A 15,768-nucleotide genomic window follows, 5' to 3' on the forward strand; every position below is an offset into this window, starting at 1 on the left:
CCCCGGCTATACCCCACCGGCATCATAAAGCACGGGTGACCCATGACCTACCATCCGAAATCGGATTTCATGCGCGTGATGATCGAGCGCGGCTATCTGGCCGACTGCACCGATTATCAGGCGCTGGACGAGGCATTGGTGAAGGGGATCGTCCCCGCCTATATCGGCTATGATGCCACGGCGGCCAGCCTGCATGTGGGGCATCTTCTGAACATCATGATGCTGCGCTGGCTGCAGAAGACCGGCCACAAGCCGATCACGCTGATGGGCGGGGGAACCACCAAGGTGGGCGATCCCTCCTTCCGCGCCGAAGAGCGCCCGCTGCTGACACCCGCGCAGATCGACAGCAATATCGCGGGCATGCAGAAGGTCTTTGCCCGCTACCTCGCCTATGGCGCGGGCGCGACTGATGCGATCATGCTCAACAATGCCGAATGGCTCGACAGCCTGAACTACCTCGATTTCCTGCGCGACATCGGGCGGCATTTCAGCGTGAACCGCATGCTGTCCTTCGAATCCGTCAAATCGCGGCTTGATCGCGAGCAGTCGCTGTCCTTCCTCGAATTCAACTACATGATCCTTCAGGCCTATGACTTCCTCGAACTGAACCGCCGCTACGGCTGCCTTCTGCAGATGGGCGGATCGGATCAATGGGGCAACATCATCAACGGGATCGACCTGACCCGCCGCGTGCTTGACCGCGAGATCTTCGGCCTCACCTCGCCGCTGCTCACCACCAGCGACGGGCGCAAGATGGGCAAGTCGGCCTCGGGCGCGGTCTGGCTGGATGGGGCGATGCTGTCGCCTTATGAATTCTGGCAGTTCTGGCGGAACACGACGGATGCCGATGTCGGGCGGTTCCTCAAGCTCTATACCGAATTGCCGGTCGAGGAATGCGACCGACTCGGCGCCTTGGCCGGGGCGGAAATCAACGCCGCGAAGATCATCCTCGCCAATGCCGTGACGGCGCTCCTGCACGGCCCCGAGGCAGCCGCCGCCGCCGAGGCGACCGCGCGCGAGGTGTTCGAGAAGGGCGGGATCGGCGAGGATCTTCCCGCCATCCAGCTGGCCGCCGAGGAGATCGCCGATGGCGTGGGCATCGTGCAGCTTTTCGTGCGGGCGGGGCTTGCCGCCTCGGGCAAGGATGCCAAGCGGCTGATCGCCGAAGGCGGGGCGCGGGTGAATGACGAGATCGTCACCGATGTCGCCCTGCGGCTGGGCGCGGGGGATCTGGCCGAACCGCTGAAGCTGACCGCCGGGAAAAAGCGCCACGCGCTCGTGACACTCGGCTAATGATGGAAAGGCGCCGGCCGCCAAAGCGGCCGGCCCCGAATTTTCGCAGAAAATTCGTTCTGCGGCAGGATCACTCCTGCACGGTGACCTTGGCCATGTAATCGGGGGCCTCGACGGCCCCATTTGCCGCCTCATCGCCCTTCTTGATGGCGTCGACGACCTCCATCCCCGAAATCACCTTGCCCACAATGGTATATTGCCCATCCAGATGCGGGGCCGGGGCGAACATGATGAAGAACTGGCTATTGGCGCTGTTCGGGTCCATCGACCGCGCCATACCCACCACGCCACGATCAAAGGACAGGGACGAGAATTCCGCCGCCAGATCGGGCTTGGACGATCCGCCCATCCCGGCCATCGACAGATCGCCCCCGGTCTTGCCGAATTCCACATCGCCCGTCTGTGCCATGAACCCGTCGATCACGCGGTGGAACACCACCCCGTCATAGGCGCCTTCCTGCGCCAGCGCGGTGATCTGGGCCACATGGTTCGGGGCCACGTCCTGCGCCATGTCGATCACGATGGTCCCGGCGGTGCCGCCCGCCACCTCGATCACCAGATTCGGGCCCGGCCCATCGGTCGCATCCTGCGCCGTGGCCGACTGGCTGAGCGCAAAGCCACCCAGCGCGGCCAGACCAAGGGCGAAGATCCCCGCCGCGATGAACCGGTCACGCGACATCGGCGGCCACCCGGACGGTGATCATGCGGTCAGGGCTGGCCGGCGGCTCGCCCCGGGTGATCTTGTCGACATGTTCCATGCCTTTGATCACGCGGCCATAGACGGTGTATTGCCCGTTCAGGAAATGGTTGTCGGTGAAGTTGATGAAGAACTGGCTGTTGGCCGAGTTCGGATTGGCCGAACGCGCCGCGCCCAGCGTGCCGCGATCATGCGGGATGCGGCTGAACTCGGCGGGAAGATCGTCATATTGCGATCCGCCCGTGCCCGCCCGGCGCAGGTTGAAGTTGTTCTCCATATTGCCGTTTTCCACATCGCCGGTCTGGGCCATGAAGCCCTCGATCACACGATGGAAGGCCACATTGTCATAGGCCTTGTCGCGGGCAAGCTGCTTCATCCGCTCGGCATGTTTCGGGGCGATGTCGGTCAGCAGTTCGATGACCACTTCCCCATCCTTCAGCGTCAGGATGATGGTGTTTTCGGGGTCCTTGATATCGGCCATGCGGGGAATCCTTCGGTTTCTTCGGGGGCGAACCTAATGGTGCGCCACTGTCATGGAAAGGGCGAAAGCCTGCGTCATGGTTGACGGGGGGCGGGAAGCGGCGGAAAGAGGGGGCACCATTCCGTGAAGGAGGCGATGATGGGCTGGAAGACGCTCGACGATGTGGCGCTGGCGGGCAAGACCGTGCTGGTGCGGGTGGATATCAACGTGCCGATGGAGGCGGGCCGGGTGACCGATGCCACGCGGATCGAGAAGATCCGCCCCACGGTCGAGGATATCATCGCGCGCGGCGGCAAGGTGGTGCTGCTGGCGCATTTCGACCGGCCCAAGGGCAAGGTCGTGCCGGAGATGAGCCTGCGCCATGTCCTGCCCGCGCTTCAGGCGGCGCTGGACCGCAAGGTGATCTTTGCCGCCGATTGCATCGGCGCGCCCGCCAGCGCGGCGATTGCCGCAGCCACGGCGGGCGATGTCGTCCTGCTGGAGAATACCCGCTTTCACGCGGGCGAGGAAAAGAACGATCCCGCCCTTGCCCAGGGCATGGCGGCGCTGGGCGATGTCTATGTGAACGATGCCTTCTCGGCCGCCCATCGCGCCCATGCCTCCACCGCCGGGATCGCCAGCCTGCTGCCCGCAGCGGCGGGCCGCCTGATGGAGGCGGAACTGCGCGCGCTCGAGGCGGCGCTGGGAAATCCGGTGCGGCCTGTCGTGGCGGTGGTGGGCGGGGCCAAGGTTTCGACCAAGCTCGACCTCTTGGGAAATCTGGTGACCAAGGTCGATCATCTGGTGATCGGCGGGGGGATGGCGAATACCTTCCTCGTGGCGCAGGGGGTGGAAGTCGGCAAGTCGCTGGCCGAACGTGACATGGCCGATACCGCCCGCGCCATCCTGGCCAAGGCCAGGGCGGCGGGCTGCACCATCCATCTGCCCGTCGACGTTGTGGTGGCGCGCGAATTCAAGGCCGGGGCCGCGAACGAGACGGTCGCCGTCACCGCCTGCCCAGCGGATGCGATGATCCTCGATGCCGGGCCTGCCACGGTGGCCGCCCTTCAGGCGGTGTTCGAATCGGCCCGGACGCTGATCTGGAACGGCCCGCTGGGCGCCTTCGAGATCAAGCCCTTCGATGCCGCCACCAATGCCGCCGCAAAGGCGGCGGCCCGGCTGACGCGGTCCGGAACGCTCGTCTCTGTTGCGGGCGGGGGGGATACGGTCGCCGCGCTGAACGCGGCCGGGGCGGCGGCGGATTTCACCTTCATCTCCACCGCGGGCGGGGCCTTCCTCGAATGGATGGAAGGCAAGGATCTGCCCGGCGTTTCCGCGCTGATGGCCTGAACGGTCGGGCATCTGGAAAAGGTGCCCGAATTTCCATCTGCGTTGGCGCTAACTGCATTGCCGGACGGGTTTTTCCCAGGCTATGTGCGCAGGCAGCATGTTCCACGGGGAGAGCAGACATGACCACCGCCGCAATGACCGCAAAAATGCGCGAGGGCCGGGGATTCATCGCCGCCCTCGACCAGTCGGGTGGCTCCACGCCCAAGGCCCTGCGCCAATACGGCATCGCCGAAACGGCATGGTCCGATGAGGCGGGCATGTTCGACCTGATGCATGCCATGCGCGCCCGCATCATGACCTCGCCCGCCTTCACCGGCGAAAAGGTCATCGGGGCCATCCTGTTCGAACAGACCATGGACCGCACCGTCGACGGCACGCCGACCGCCCGCTTCCTTTGGGAAAAGCGCGGCGTCGTCCCCTTCCTGAAGATCGACAAGGGGCTGGAGGCCGAAGCCGACGGCGTGCAGTTGATGAAGCCCATCGCCGGGCTGGATGCCCTGCTGGCGCGCGCCGTTGCCGCCGGGATCTTTGGCACGAAGGAACGTTCGGTCATCAATGCCGCCAACGCCAGAGGGATCGAGGCCGCCGTTGCCCAGCAATTCGCGCTCGGCCGGCAGGTGATCGCGGCGGGGCTGATGCCCATCCTTGAACCCGAGGTGACGATCTCCATCCCCGACAAGGCCGCCGCGGAATCGCTGCTGCGCGATGCCATCCTCGCAGAGCTGGACAGGCTTCCGGCCGATCAGCAGGTCATGCTGAAGCTCAGCCTGCCCAGCGTGGACAATTTCTACCTGCCGCTGGTGGATCATCCCCGCGTGCTGCGGGTGGTGGCCCTGTCGGGCGGCCATGCACGGGATGCGGCCAATGCCATCCTGGCGCGCAATCGCGGCGTGATCGCAAGTTTCAGCCGCGCGCTGACCGAAGGGCTGAATGCCCAGCAGTCCGATGCCGAATTCAACGCCATGCTGGGCCAGGCCATCGAAGGGATCTGGGCCGCCTCTGTGGCGGGCTGAAGGGGCGGCCGGCCATCGGGCCGGCCCCTCCGCCGGCGTTCCTGTGGCACGGATGCCCCATTCCTTGCCTTCCGGCCATGGGCAAGGCCGCAGGCCCTTGGTCCCGCCCGGGGAATATGGTGAACTCCTTTCAAACGCGCCCCCGGCAAGAGGGGCGGCATGAGGCGGACGCAGATGTCACAGAATTCCACCCGGCCCTCGCTTGGTGCCTTGGCCTATTTCCTTCTGGCCTTCACGCTGGGCAGCTATTTCACCTTTGCCGCGGTGCAGGGCGATTACGGCGTCTTCCGCCAGGTCGAGATCGCCGCCGAGGCCGAGGTGCTGATGGCAGAACGCGATCGTCTGGCCGCCGAACTGGCCGAAATGCAGAATCGCACGACGCGCCTGTCGGATGAATATCTCGATATCGACCTGCTGGACGAACAGGCGCGCAGCGTCCTGGGCTATGTCCGCGCCGATGAGGTCGTCATTCACTGACGCTGTCCCGGGCCCGACCCGGGACCTCCCCATAACCGCATCGCCAGAGGCCCCGGATCGCGTCCGGGCGGGGCCTCGCCACCCCCTGCCAGCCTTTCCCCTGCTGCATGGCAGCCATGCGCCCCCCCGGCCTTGCGCCGGATTTTTTGTTTTGACCCAAGAAACCCCGATACGGTATAGGTCGTTTAACGTTGAACTACTTTATTGCCAGCCGAGGGGAGGACACCGCCGATGGCCGCGAAGAAGCCAGCCGATCGACCGAACGTGTCGAAGGACGAGTTGCTGAAATATTACCGCGAGATGCTGCTGATCCGCCGGTTCGAAGAGAAGGCGGGCCAGCTTTATGGCATGGGCCTGATCGGGGGGTTCTGCCACCTGTATATCGGGCAGGAAGCGGTGGTCGTGGGGCTTGAGGCCGCGGCCAAGGAAGGCGACAAGCGCATCACCTCCTACCGCGATCACGGGCATATGCTGGCCTGTGGCATGGATGCCAAGGGCGTGATGGCCGAACTGACGGGGCGCATCGGCGGCTATTCCAAGGGCAAGGGCGGGAGCATGCACATGTTCTCGAAAGAGCGGCACTTCTACGGCGGCCACGGCATCGTGGGCGCGCAGGTGCCGCTGGGCGCGGGGCTGGCCTTCGCCGACAAGTATCTGGGCAATGACAACGTGACCTTTGCCTATTTCGGCGACGGGGCCGCGAACCAGGGCCAGGTCTATGAGACCTACAACATGGCGGAACTCTGGAACCTGCCCGTCGTCTTCGTGATCGAGAACAACCAATATGCGATGGGGACAAGCGTGAAGCGGTCGACCAAGTCGCCCTCCCTTTGGGAACGCGGTGCCGCCTATGGCATCAAGGGCGAGGCGGTCGATGGCATGGACGTGCTGGCCGTGAAGGCGGCGGGTGAAAAGGCGGTTGCCGCCTGCCGCGCGGGCGAAGGCCCCTATATCCTTGAGATGATGACCTATCGCTATCGGGGCCATTCCATGTCGGACCCGGCGAAATACCGGACCCGGGAAGAGGTGGAGAAGATGCGGTCGGAAAAGGACGCCATCGAACATGTGCGCGACCTGCTGTTGCAGGGCGGCCTTGCGTCCGATGACGACCTGAAGGCCATCGACAAGGAGATCAAGGCGCTGGTCAACGAAAGCGCCGAATTCGCCAAGGACAGCCCGGAGCCCCCGCTGGAGGAGCTCTGGACGGATATCTACGCGTAAGGGGGGAAAGACAGATGGCAACGCAAGTTCTGATGCCCGCGCTTTCTCCGACGATGGAGGAAGGCACGCTGGCCAAGTGGCTGGTGAAAGAAGGCGACAAGGTCAAATCCGGCCAGATCATCGCCGAGATCGAAACCGACAAGGCCACGATGGAATTCGAGGCGGTCGATGAAGGGATCGTTGGAAAGCTGCTGGTGGCCGAAGGCACCGCATCGGTGAAGGTGAACACGCCCATCGCCGTTCTGGTGGAAGAGGGCGAGTCGGCCGATGCCGCCCCTGCCCCGGCGGCTGCTGCGGCGGCTGCGGCCCCTGCCGCCTCGGCCCCCGCGCAAGTCGCGGCCCCGGCTGCGACGCCCGCCCCCGTGGCGGCGCAGGGCTGGCCCCATTCGGACCTGCCCGAAGGCGTGCCGACCAAGACCATGACAGTGCGCGAAGCGCTGCGCGAGGCGATGGCGGAAGAGATGCGCGCCGATCCGAACGTCTTCCTGATGGGGGAAGAGGTCGGCGAATATCAGGGGGCCTACAAGATTTCCCAAGGTCTGCTGGATGAATTCGGCGCCAAGCGCGTGGTGGATACGCCCATCACGGAACATGGCTTTGCAGGTATCGCCGTCGGCGCAAGCTGGGGCGGGCTGAAGCCGATCGTGGAATTCATGACCTTCAACTTCGCGATGCAGGCCATCGACCACATCATCAACTCGGCGGCCAAGACGCTGTACATGTCGGGGGGCCAGATGGGCAGCCCGATGGTCTTCCGCGGACCGAACGGCGCCGCCGCCCGCGTGGGCGCGCAGCACAGCCAGGATTACGCGGCATGGTATGCGGCCATTCCGGGCATCAAGGTGGCCATGCCCTATTCGGCGGCGGATGCGAAGGGCCTGCTGAAAACCGCGATCCGCGATCCGAACCCGGTGATCTTCCTTGAAAACGAAATCCTCTACGGGCGGTCCTTCGAGGTTCCGGCAGAGGGTGATTTCACCATTCCCTTCGGCAAGGCGTCGATCCTGCGGGCGGGGACGGATGTCACCATCGTCTCCTTCGGCATCGGCCTGACCTATGCGCTGCAGGCGGCAGAGGAACTGGCGAAAGAGGGGATCAGCGCCGAGGTGATCAACCTGCGCACCCTGCGCCCCATCGACTATGACACGGTTCTGGCCTCGGTGATGAAGACCAACCGCTGCGTGACGGTCGAGGAAGGCTTCCCCGTGGGCTCCATCGGAAACCACATCGCCGCGACGATCATGCAGAAGGCCTTCGACCATCTGGATGCGCCGGTGGTGAACTGCACCGGGAAAGACGTGCCGATGCCCTATGCGGCGAACCTCGAAAAGCTCGCCCTGACGACGACCGCCGAAGTGGTCGCCGCCGTCAAATCCGTCTGCTACCGGTAAGGGAGGGGATCATGGCAACCGAGATCCTGATGCCCGCCCTGTCCCCCACGATGGAGGAAGGGACGCTGGCGAAATGGCTGGTCAAGGAAGGCGATACCGTCAAGTCCGGCCAGATCATCGCCGAGATCGAAACCGACAAGGCCACGATGGAATTCGAGGCCGTGGATGAAGGCACCGTCGGCCGCATCCTGATCGCCGAAGGCACGGCGGGGGTGAAGGTCAACACGCCCATCGCCGTGCTGGTCGAGGAAGGCGAAAGCGCCGATGCCGCGCCTGCGCCGGTAAAGGCGTCGGCTCCGGCAGCGGCCCCTGCAGCAGCGGCCCCGGTCGCGGCGGCGGCCCCTGCCCCTGCTGCGCCGAAGGTCGGCGGGGCGCGCGTCTTCGCCTCGCCCCTCGCCCGTCGCATCGCTGCGGAAAAGGGGCTGGACCTGACGAAGGTGCAGGGTTCCGGCCCGCATGGCCGCATCGTGAAGGCGGATGTGGAAGGGGCAAAGCCCGTGGCGGCGTCAGCGGCCCCGGCAGCAGCCCCGGTCGCGGCGGCAGCAGCCCCTGCGCCCGCGGCAATGCCCACGGGACCGGCTGCGGAAACGGTGCTGAAGATGTATCAGGGCCGGGCCTTCACCGAAGTGCCGCTTGATGGCATGCGCCGCACCATCGCGGCCCGCCTGACCGAGGCGAAGCAGACCATCCCGCATTTCTACCTGCGGCGCGAGGTGCGTCTGGATGCGCTGATGGCCTTCCGCGAACAGCTCAACAAGCAGTTGGAAACCCGCGGCGTGAAACTGTCGGTCAATGATTTCATCATCAAGGCCTGCGCGCTTGCGCTGCAGGCCGTGCCGGATGCCAATGCCGTCTGGGCGGGCGACCGGATGCTGAAGCTGAAACCGTCGGATGTGGCCGTGGCCGTCGCCGTGGAGGGGGGCCTTTTCACCCCCGTCCTGAGGGATGCCGATCAGAAATCCCTCTCCGCCCTCTCGGCCGAGATGAAGGATCTCGCCACCCGTGCCAAGACGAAGAAGCTGGCCCCCCACGAATATCAGGGCGGCAGCTTCGCGATCTCCAACCTCGGGATGATGGGGATCGAGAATTTCGATGCCGTCATCAACCCGCCCCATGGCGCGATCCTTGCCGTGGGTGCCGGGATCAAGAAGCCGGTGGTGATGAAGGATGGCAGCATCGGCGTGGCCACGGTCATGTCCATGACGCTGTCCGTCGATCACCGCGTCATCGACGGTGCGCTGGGCGCGCAACTGATGCAGGCCATCGTGGACAATCTGGAAAACCCGATGGCCATGCTGGCCTGAGCCAGACGCAGGAAACAGAAAAGCCCCCGGAAGCAACAGCTTCCGGGGGCTTTTTCATGTCTTGCATCACTCGCAGTCGACGCAACCCGTCAGCTTGTGATCCATCGACACGGCCGGCTGCGAACAGCCCGCCTCGCCCACGATCTTGGCCGGAACGCCCGCAACCGTCTTCATCGGCGGGATATCCTGCAACACCACCGAACCGGCCGCGATGCGCGAGCAGTTGCCGATGGTGATATTGCCCAACACCTTCGCCCCCGCCCCGATCAGCACGCCATTGCCGATCTTCGGATGCCGGTCGCCATCCTCTTTCCCCGTGCCGCCCAGCGTCACGGAATGCAGCATGGAAACATTGTCGCCCACCACCGCCGTTTCGCCGATCACGATGGAATGGGCGTGGTCGATCATCAGCCCCTTGCCCACCCGCGCGGCGGGGTGAATATCCACCCCGAACACTTCGGACACCCGCATCTGGACGAAATAGGCCAGATCCTTGCGCCCCTGCGTCCAAAGCCAATGTCCGATGCGATAGGCCTGCACCGCCTGATATCCCTTGAAGAAGAGAATGGGCTGGATATAGCGATGGCAGGCCGGATCGCGGTCATAGACCGCCATCAGGTCCGCCCGCGCCGCCGCCCCCAGTTCCGGGTCGCTGTCATAGGCCTGATCGGCGATTTCCCGAAGGATCTGCTCGCTCATCTCGCCACTCGCCAGCTTCAGCGAAAACCGATAGGCCAGCGCGCGTTCCATGCCGGAATGATGCAGCAGGCTGGAATGGATCAACCCGCCCAGCAGGGGTTCCGTGGCGATGGCCTCGCGCGCCTCGTCACAGACGCGGGTCCAGACCGGATCGACGGTTGTCACTTTTGCTCTGGTCTCGGCCATGCTGCGCCCTCCGCTTTGGACTGAACGCATATCATATAGGCGCGGCGGAGGACAGGCCAACCATGGCCTCGCCCGCCATTCCTCCAGCGCAAGGCAGGCCCGCGCCAGCGCCAGCGGCGCGACCCCGCCGCCGCCCCGTGGCCCGGCAGCCGAAACCGGCCCCAGCCGCGACATCAGGCTGCCATTTCCCCAGCGCGGATGCGGGCGGCGAAAGCGGTCCATGTAGCGATGCGCGGCATGCACTTCGGCCAGCACCGCCTGCGCCCGCTCCTGCGGCGCGGCCTCCAGATAGGCGGCCAGCGCCAGCAGATCCCCGATCAGGACGCGCCGCATCAATCCACCGCGATGCCGCGATACGGCCCCGGCCCAAAGCGCTGGGACACCTGCGCCACCTCGATCCGCACCGGCCCCGAACCATCGGCCAACCTCTCGGCATTGCCATAGGTCCAGTCCGGCGTGCCGACCTCCACCGTCCGAAGCACCAGCCCGTCCCGCATGACGCGCAGGGAATAGGCTTCCCGCTCCTCGCCCAGCGGCACTTCGACCGATTCCCAGCTGTCCCCGTCGATCCGGCTCCGCCGGACCCACGTCACCCGCAACCCTCCCGCAACGGCCCGCGCCCGCAGATGCGCCACCGCATAGGGCCGCAACCCGATCCCGGCAAAGGCCAGGCGGCGCTCCTCCACATCGGGATCGTCGAATCCCCGATCCGCCGCCCCGATCCGCCATGTCCGCTCCAGCCCGCGCAGCGACGCGGGCAGATCCACCTGCGTCACCGCCGGGTCGATCAGCACGATCCGGCTGCCCGCGGGCCAGAAGTCGGGCATCCCCGCCTCGGTCCCGCATTGCCCGCGCAGCCGCAGCGACAGCGCCCAGAGATCCGGCCCCTCCAGCACCGCCTCGGCGAACTGGAACAACTCCCAGCGATCCGCGCTGCCATCCCCGATCGCGGCCAGATTGGCCCCGTTCAGCACCGCCCCCCGCAGCGCCGCTGCAGGCGCGCCCCCCGCAAAGCGCACCCGCAGCGCGGGCCCGCGGTCCCACAGGCCCGGCCGCGCGGCGGGCAGGGCATTCTCCGTCTCGCCGATCACCGCGGCCTCTGTCCGCACCCCGTTCAGCACGAAGCCATCCGCCCCATCCGCCGCCCACAGCGCCACCCGCCCGGGCCAGGGCCGCGCCGCCACCGCCAGATGCGGCGCATGAGGCACTTCCTGCCCCGTCATCAGCGGCAGGTCCATGAAGACGGGATAGACCGGCACCGCCGGCAGAAAGGCCGGAATGCGGCTCTTCTCGCCCCGGTCCGGGCCGGGCAGGTAAACCCCCGGCTCCACCCGCGCGGCCTCGGCCATCAGGGCCTCGGCCTGTTCCAGCCGGTCGATCCGCCAGCGCTGCCCCTCCAGCGTCACCACATCGCCGATCCCCACCCCCATCGCCGAATAGGGCAGCGCAAAGCGCGCAACCTCCCGCGCCACCCGCGCCTCCGACAGCCAGCGCTCCGCCATCCGCCGCGCCTCTTCCGGCAGCAGCGCCAGCGGCACATCCTGATCCAGCGCCCCCGCCCCGGCATGATCCGGCCGCAGGACATCCGCCACCAGACGGCGGAACTCCCCCTCGGCATCCAGATAGGACAGCCGCAGCCGCCCCGCCGCCTCGCCCTCGCCCGCGCGCTGGATCGACAGCGCGCCTTCGTCGCCGCCTTCCACCAGATCCCCCGTCCCGAACCCGGCCACGGGCCGCGCGCCCCGGCGCAGGAAGGCAAGCTTCCCACCGCGCTCCACCGCATCGAACCCGCAGGACAGCATCAAGGGCTGGATTGCCGCCCGCCCCGTCGAGAGGTTGTCCAGCGCATAGCCCCGCACAACCCCCTGCACCCGGTCCAGATCCGGCAGGTCCAGCCCCGCGCGCTCGGCAATCTCGGCCAGCACCGCCTCAACCGGCTGCGCCGTCGCCCGCCCGTTCAGCCAGTGCCCCCGCGCATGGTTCGGCCCGTCCGACCAGACATCCTCGCGCAGCGGAAAGGCCGGAAAGGGCCGCGCATCCCAGGCCCAGGCATGGGCATTCTCCAGATCGACCATCGGCCCGCCATAGACAGGCGATACCGGATTGGCCTCTGCCTGCCCCCAGTAGCCCGTGACCGCCCGGTAGTATTGCATCTGGATCAGGTCATCCCGCATCCCCGCCGAAGCGCGCGGCAAGGCCCCCTCGGACGAGGCCGCATCCTGAAACAGGTTGGGCTGGTTCGTGCCCTTGTCCACCGCCGGGCAGCCATATTCATCCGCCCAGGCCGCGTCGAATTGCGGCCCGCGCAGGCTTTCGGGGTCATGGGCCGAAACCACCTGCGCCACCGCGCCATTGGGCCAGACCAGCCGCTTGCGCCCCCCCTCCCAGACCGGGCGGCGATCCGGCGGCGCACAGGCCAGGATCCCGCTTTCGCCGAAGATCATCACCTCGCGCACCTGATCCACCGTCTCGCCCACCAGCGCCACCCGCCGCGCCCGGCCCGCATCCGCGGGCCCGGCCCCCTCGACCTGCCCGCGCACCCATTCCGCACCCGCCCGCGTCTTGCCCGCGCCGCGCCCGCCCATGATCACCCATGTCCGCCAGGCGCCATCCGGCGCGATCTGATGCGGCAGCGCCCAGAACTCGAACAGCCAGGGCAGCGCCAGAAAGGCCCCCTCGCTCAGCCCGTGCAGGAACTCAGTCACCGCCTCCGGCGTCGCGGAGGCGAGCCAGACGGCGCCCGATCTCAGCCCGCGCAGCATCGAGGTCGAGAGCGCGCTCTCCGACGACGCCGGCCACTTGGTTGCGAAGCCTGTCAACTTTCACCCTCTCGTCCATAAGCACGGCCAAGGCCGCCTGCAGATCGCGCACGGCCAGCAAGGTCCGCCCCGATCCTTCCGCGCCCTGTCCGCGCATCGCCTCCAGGGCCGCCGCCACATCGGCTGCGGCGGCATCGAAAACCTGCAACGCATGATCCAGCAGCTCCGCCCCCATAAGGGGCGGCCTGCCCGTGCTACCATCCTGCATATGTCACTCCGCCCTCTGCCGATCCGAACGGCGGAAAAGGAAAAGCGGCCCCGGGGTCATCCCCCGTGCCGCTTGCCCAACTGTCCCATCATGCACAAAGCTATAGACCAGGCCGCGCGCCGAGTCAAGCTTTTCCGTTTCGGATCAAAGGCTTGCCGGACGCAGCCTTAACCCTTTCTTCATCAGTCCTGCACGCCCCCCGCCTCGGCCTCGCCGCGTTCCGCCTCGATCGCGCGCCAGCGGGCGACATTCTCGTTATGCTCGGCCAGGGTGCGGGCAAAGGCATGCCCCCCCGTGCCATCGGCCACGAAATACAGCAGATCCGTCTCCTCCGGGTTCAGCGCCGCCTCGATGGACAGCCGCCCCGGATTGGCGATGGGCGTCGGCGGCAGCCCGTCGATCACATAGGTATTCCACGGCGTCTCGCGGCGCAGCTCGCTCTGCCGCAGCCCGCGCCCCAGCACACCCTCGCCCCGCGTCACGCCATAGATCACCGTCGGGTCGGTCTGCAGCCGCATCCCCTGCTCCAGCCGGTTCACGAAGACACTGGCCACCCGGCGGCGCTCCTCGGCGATGCCGGTCTCCTTTTCAACGATCGAGGCCATGATCAGCGCCTCTTCCGGCGTGTCATAGGGCAGCCCCTCGGCCCGCGCGGCCCAAAGCTCGGCCAGCGCCGCGCTCTGCCGCGCCGCCATCTCAGCGAGCAGCGCCGCGCGATCCGCGCCCCGCGCCACCTCATAGCTGTCAGGCGCCAGCGTCCCCTCGGGCGGCACCTCGGCAATCTCGCCGGTCAGGAACTCCGCCCGCTTCAGCGCATCCACCACCTGCCAGCTTGTCACGCCCTCGGCCAGCGTCACCCGCCAGCGGATATCATCCGCCTCTGCCACATCCACATAATCCGCAGGCGCCGCCTCGGCCGCCGGATCGAATTTCACCACCTCGACATAGCGGTTCGTCGCCGGGTCAAGCTCGCGCAGCACCACCTCGCTCGTCGCGACCGAGATGCGGAAATTCACCTCGCGCCCGCAGGTCGATTGCCCCCCCGCCGTCAGCGATTCGAGGATCTGGGTCATGCTGCTGCCCGGTACCACCAGGTAGGACCCGAATTTCAGCGCATCCGCCCGGCCGGAATAATCCGCCCCGATGCGGAAGATCCGCGCATCCGATACCGCCCCCTGCTCCTCCAGCGCGCGGCTCACCGCCGAAAGCGACGCCCCCCGCTCCACCCGGAAGCAGATGGATTGCTCCAGCGGCCCCGGCCCGGTGAACTGCTCGCGCCCCCAGGCCAGCAGCCCCGCCGCCGCCACCATCACCACGACGAAAAGCGTCAGCGCATTCGAGGCGATGGACCGCCACATCAGCCGGTCACCTTGCCCAGGACAAGGCTCGCATTCGTGCCGCCAAAGCCGAAGGAATTCGAAAGCGCCACGTCGATCCTGCGCTTCACCGCCCTGTTGGGCGCCAGGTCCAGCTTCGGCTGCACCGCCGGATTGTCCAGGTTGATCGTCGGCGGCGCCACCTGATCGCGGATCGCCAGCACGCAGAAGATCGCCTCCACCGCGCCCGCCGCCCCCAGAAGATGCCCGATGCTGGATTTGGTCGAAGACATCGTGGCCTTGGCCGCCGCATCGCCCATCAACCGCTCCACCGCGCCCAGTTCGATGGTATCCGCCATCGTGCTGGTGCCATGGGCATTGATGTAATCCACCTGATCCGGCCCGATCCCCGCCCGCTTCAGCGCGGCCGACATCGACCGGAAGCCCCCGTCGCCATCCTCGCTCGGCGCGGTGATGTGATAGGCATCCCCCGAAAGGCCATAGCCCAGAACTTCGGCATAGATCTTCGCGCCGCGCGCCCTGGCATGCTCGTATTCCTCAAGCACCACCACACCCGCACCCTCGCCCATCACGAATCCATCGCGATCCGCGTCATAGGGGCGGGATGCCTTGGCCGGATCATCGGCCCGCTTGGTGGACAGCGCCTTGCAGGCGTTGAACCCGGCAATCCCGATCTCGCTGATGGGGCTTTCCGCCCCGCCCGCCAGCATCACATCGGCATCCCCCCACTGGATCAACCGCGCCGCATCGCCAATGGCATGGGCGCCGGTGGAACAGGCCGTGACGACGGCATGGTTCGGCCCCTTGAAGCCGAAGCGGATGGAGACCTGCCCCGAAATCAGGTTGATCAGCGCGCCGGGAATGAAGAAGGGCGAAACGCGCTTCGGCCCCTTCTCCTTGATCAGCACGGCGGTTTCGGCGATCGAGGTCAGCCCCCCGATCCCCGAGCCGATCATCACGCCCGTCCGAAGACGGCCTTCCTCGTCTTCCGGCATCCACCCCGAATCCCGCACCGCCTGCTCGGCCGCGGCCATGCCGTAGAGGATGAAATCATCCACCTTGCGGCGATCCTTGGGTTCCATCCAGTCATCGGGATTGAAGGTGCCGTCGCTGCCATCGCCGAAAGGGATCTCGCAGGCATATTGCGTGACGACGTTCGACGCATCGAAACGCGTGATCGGCCCCGCGCCCGACTGCCCGGCCAGCAGCCGCTCCCAGGTCTCTTCCACCCCGCAGGCCAGCGGCGTGACCAGACCCAGACCCGTGATGACAACCCGACGCATTCGGCCCCTCCATGAACGCCTGTCCTGCCG

General features: G+C 66.7%; 14 protein-coding genes and 1 pseudogene. 7 read left to right on the top strand and 8 right to left on the bottom strand.

What is annotated here, in order from left to right; all coding sequences use genetic code 11:
• Positions 1-42 precede the first annotated feature (42 nt).
• On the top strand, positions 43-1,293 hold the full coding sequence (gene tyrS, locus G5V65_RS08190) for a tyrosine--tRNA ligase (RefSeq protein WP_165048807.1): 1,251 nt from the start codon (positions 43-45) through the stop codon (positions 1,291-1,293).
• A 70-nt stretch (positions 1,294-1,363) separates the two neighbouring features.
• On the opposite strand, the gene G5V65_RS08195 is transcribed toward tyrS, so the two are convergent.
• Both G5V65_RS08195 and G5V65_RS08200 read right to left on the bottom strand, forming a co-directional pair.
• The gene (locus G5V65_RS08195; RefSeq protein WP_165048809.1) at positions 1,364-1,972 is read right to left on the bottom strand and encodes a peptidylprolyl isomerase; all 609 of its coding nucleotides are present in this window, start codon (positions 1,970-1,972) and stop codon (positions 1,364-1,366) included.
• A complete protein-coding gene (locus G5V65_RS08200) occupies positions 1,962-2,471 on the bottom strand; it encodes a peptidylprolyl isomerase (RefSeq protein WP_165048812.1) in 510 nt (169 codons plus the stop codon). The genes G5V65_RS08195 and G5V65_RS08200 overlap by 11 nt, the downstream gene beginning before the upstream one ends.
• Positions 2,472-2,609: 138 nt before the next feature.
• Between G5V65_RS08200 and G5V65_RS08205 the strand changes: the two genes are divergently transcribed.
• The 6 genes from G5V65_RS08205 to G5V65_RS08230 all read left to right on the top strand — a co-directional run bounded on the left by G5V65_RS08205 (position 2,610) and on the right by G5V65_RS08230 (position 9,206).
• Entirely contained in the window at positions 2,610-3,800 is a 1,191-nt protein-coding gene (locus G5V65_RS08205; protein WP_165048814.1) for a phosphoglycerate kinase, read from the top strand.
• 119 nt (positions 3,801-3,919) lie between these two features.
• Entirely contained in the window at positions 3,920-4,813 is an 894-nt protein-coding gene (locus tag G5V65_RS08210) for a fructose bisphosphate aldolase (protein WP_165048816.1), read from the top strand.
• 174 nt (positions 4,814-4,987) lie between these two features.
• Positions 4,988-5,290 carry an FtsB family cell division protein gene (locus G5V65_RS08215; RefSeq protein WP_165048818.1) on the top strand — a complete coding sequence of 101 codons (303 nt, stop codon included), beginning with the start codon at positions 4,988-4,990 and terminating at the stop codon, positions 5,288-5,290.
• A gap of 231 nt (positions 5,291-5,521) precedes the next feature.
• Positions 5,522-6,511, top strand: a complete 990-nt coding sequence (gene pdhA / locus G5V65_RS08220) for a pyruvate dehydrogenase (acetyl-transferring) E1 component subunit alpha (protein WP_165048820.1) — start codon at positions 5,522-5,524, stop codon at positions 6,509-6,511.
• A gap of 14 nt (positions 6,512-6,525) precedes the next feature.
• The gene (locus G5V65_RS08225; protein ID WP_165048822.1) at positions 6,526-7,902 is read left to right on the top strand and encodes a pyruvate dehydrogenase complex E1 component subunit beta; all 1,377 of its coding nucleotides are present in this window, start codon (positions 6,526-6,528) and stop codon (positions 7,900-7,902) included.
• 11 nt (positions 7,903-7,913) lie between these two features.
• Positions 7,914-9,206, top strand: a complete 1,293-nt coding sequence (locus G5V65_RS08230; protein ID WP_165048825.1) for a pyruvate dehydrogenase complex dihydrolipoamide acetyltransferase — start codon at positions 7,914-7,916, stop codon at positions 9,204-9,206.
• A gap of 66 nt (positions 9,207-9,272) precedes the next feature.
• Here the strand turns inward: G5V65_RS08230 and cysE are convergent, their stop codons facing one another.
• From cysE to fabF, 6 genes and pseudogenes are all read right to left on the bottom strand, one after another.
• The gene (gene cysE / locus G5V65_RS08235) at positions 9,273-10,091 is read right to left on the bottom strand and encodes a serine O-acetyltransferase (RefSeq protein WP_165048981.1); all 819 of its coding nucleotides are present in this window, start codon (positions 10,089-10,091) and stop codon (positions 9,273-9,275) included.
• Positions 10,092-10,268: 177 nt separating this feature from the next.
• Positions 10,269-10,424, bottom strand: a pseudogene (locus G5V65_RS23035) (DUF7742 family protein); the annotation flags it as partial.
• Positions 10,424-12,853, bottom strand: a complete 2,430-nt coding sequence (locus tag G5V65_RS08240; RefSeq protein WP_165048827.1) for a phage tail protein — start codon at positions 12,851-12,853, stop codon at positions 10,424-10,426. The pseudogene G5V65_RS23035 and the gene G5V65_RS08240, both read right to left, overlap by 1 nt.
• Positions 12,789-13,118 (bottom strand): hypothetical protein, encoded by a 330-nt coding sequence (locus G5V65_RS08245; protein ID WP_165048829.1) that lies wholly within the window; start codon positions 13,116-13,118, stop codon positions 12,789-12,791. The genes G5V65_RS08240 and G5V65_RS08245 overlap by 65 nt, the downstream gene beginning before the upstream one ends.
• Positions 13,119-13,300: 182 nt before the next feature.
• Complete coding sequence (gene mltG, locus G5V65_RS08250) at positions 13,301-14,476, bottom strand: endolytic transglycosylase MltG (RefSeq protein ID WP_165048831.1); 1,176 nt, start codon at positions 14,474-14,476, stop codon at positions 13,301-13,303.
• The gene (fabF, locus tag G5V65_RS08255; RefSeq protein ID WP_165048834.1) at positions 14,476-15,738 is read right to left on the bottom strand and encodes a beta-ketoacyl-ACP synthase II; all 1,263 of its coding nucleotides are present in this window, start codon (positions 15,736-15,738) and stop codon (positions 14,476-14,478) included. Before fabF ends, mltG begins: the two co-directional genes overlap by 1 nt.
• Between the last annotated feature and the right edge of the window lie 30 nt (positions 15,739-15,768).

It is taken from the genome of Paragemmobacter kunshanensis (assembly GCF_011059185.1).
Classification (GTDB): Bacteria; Pseudomonadota; Alphaproteobacteria; order Rhodobacterales; family Rhodobacteraceae; genus Paragemmobacter; species Paragemmobacter kunshanensis.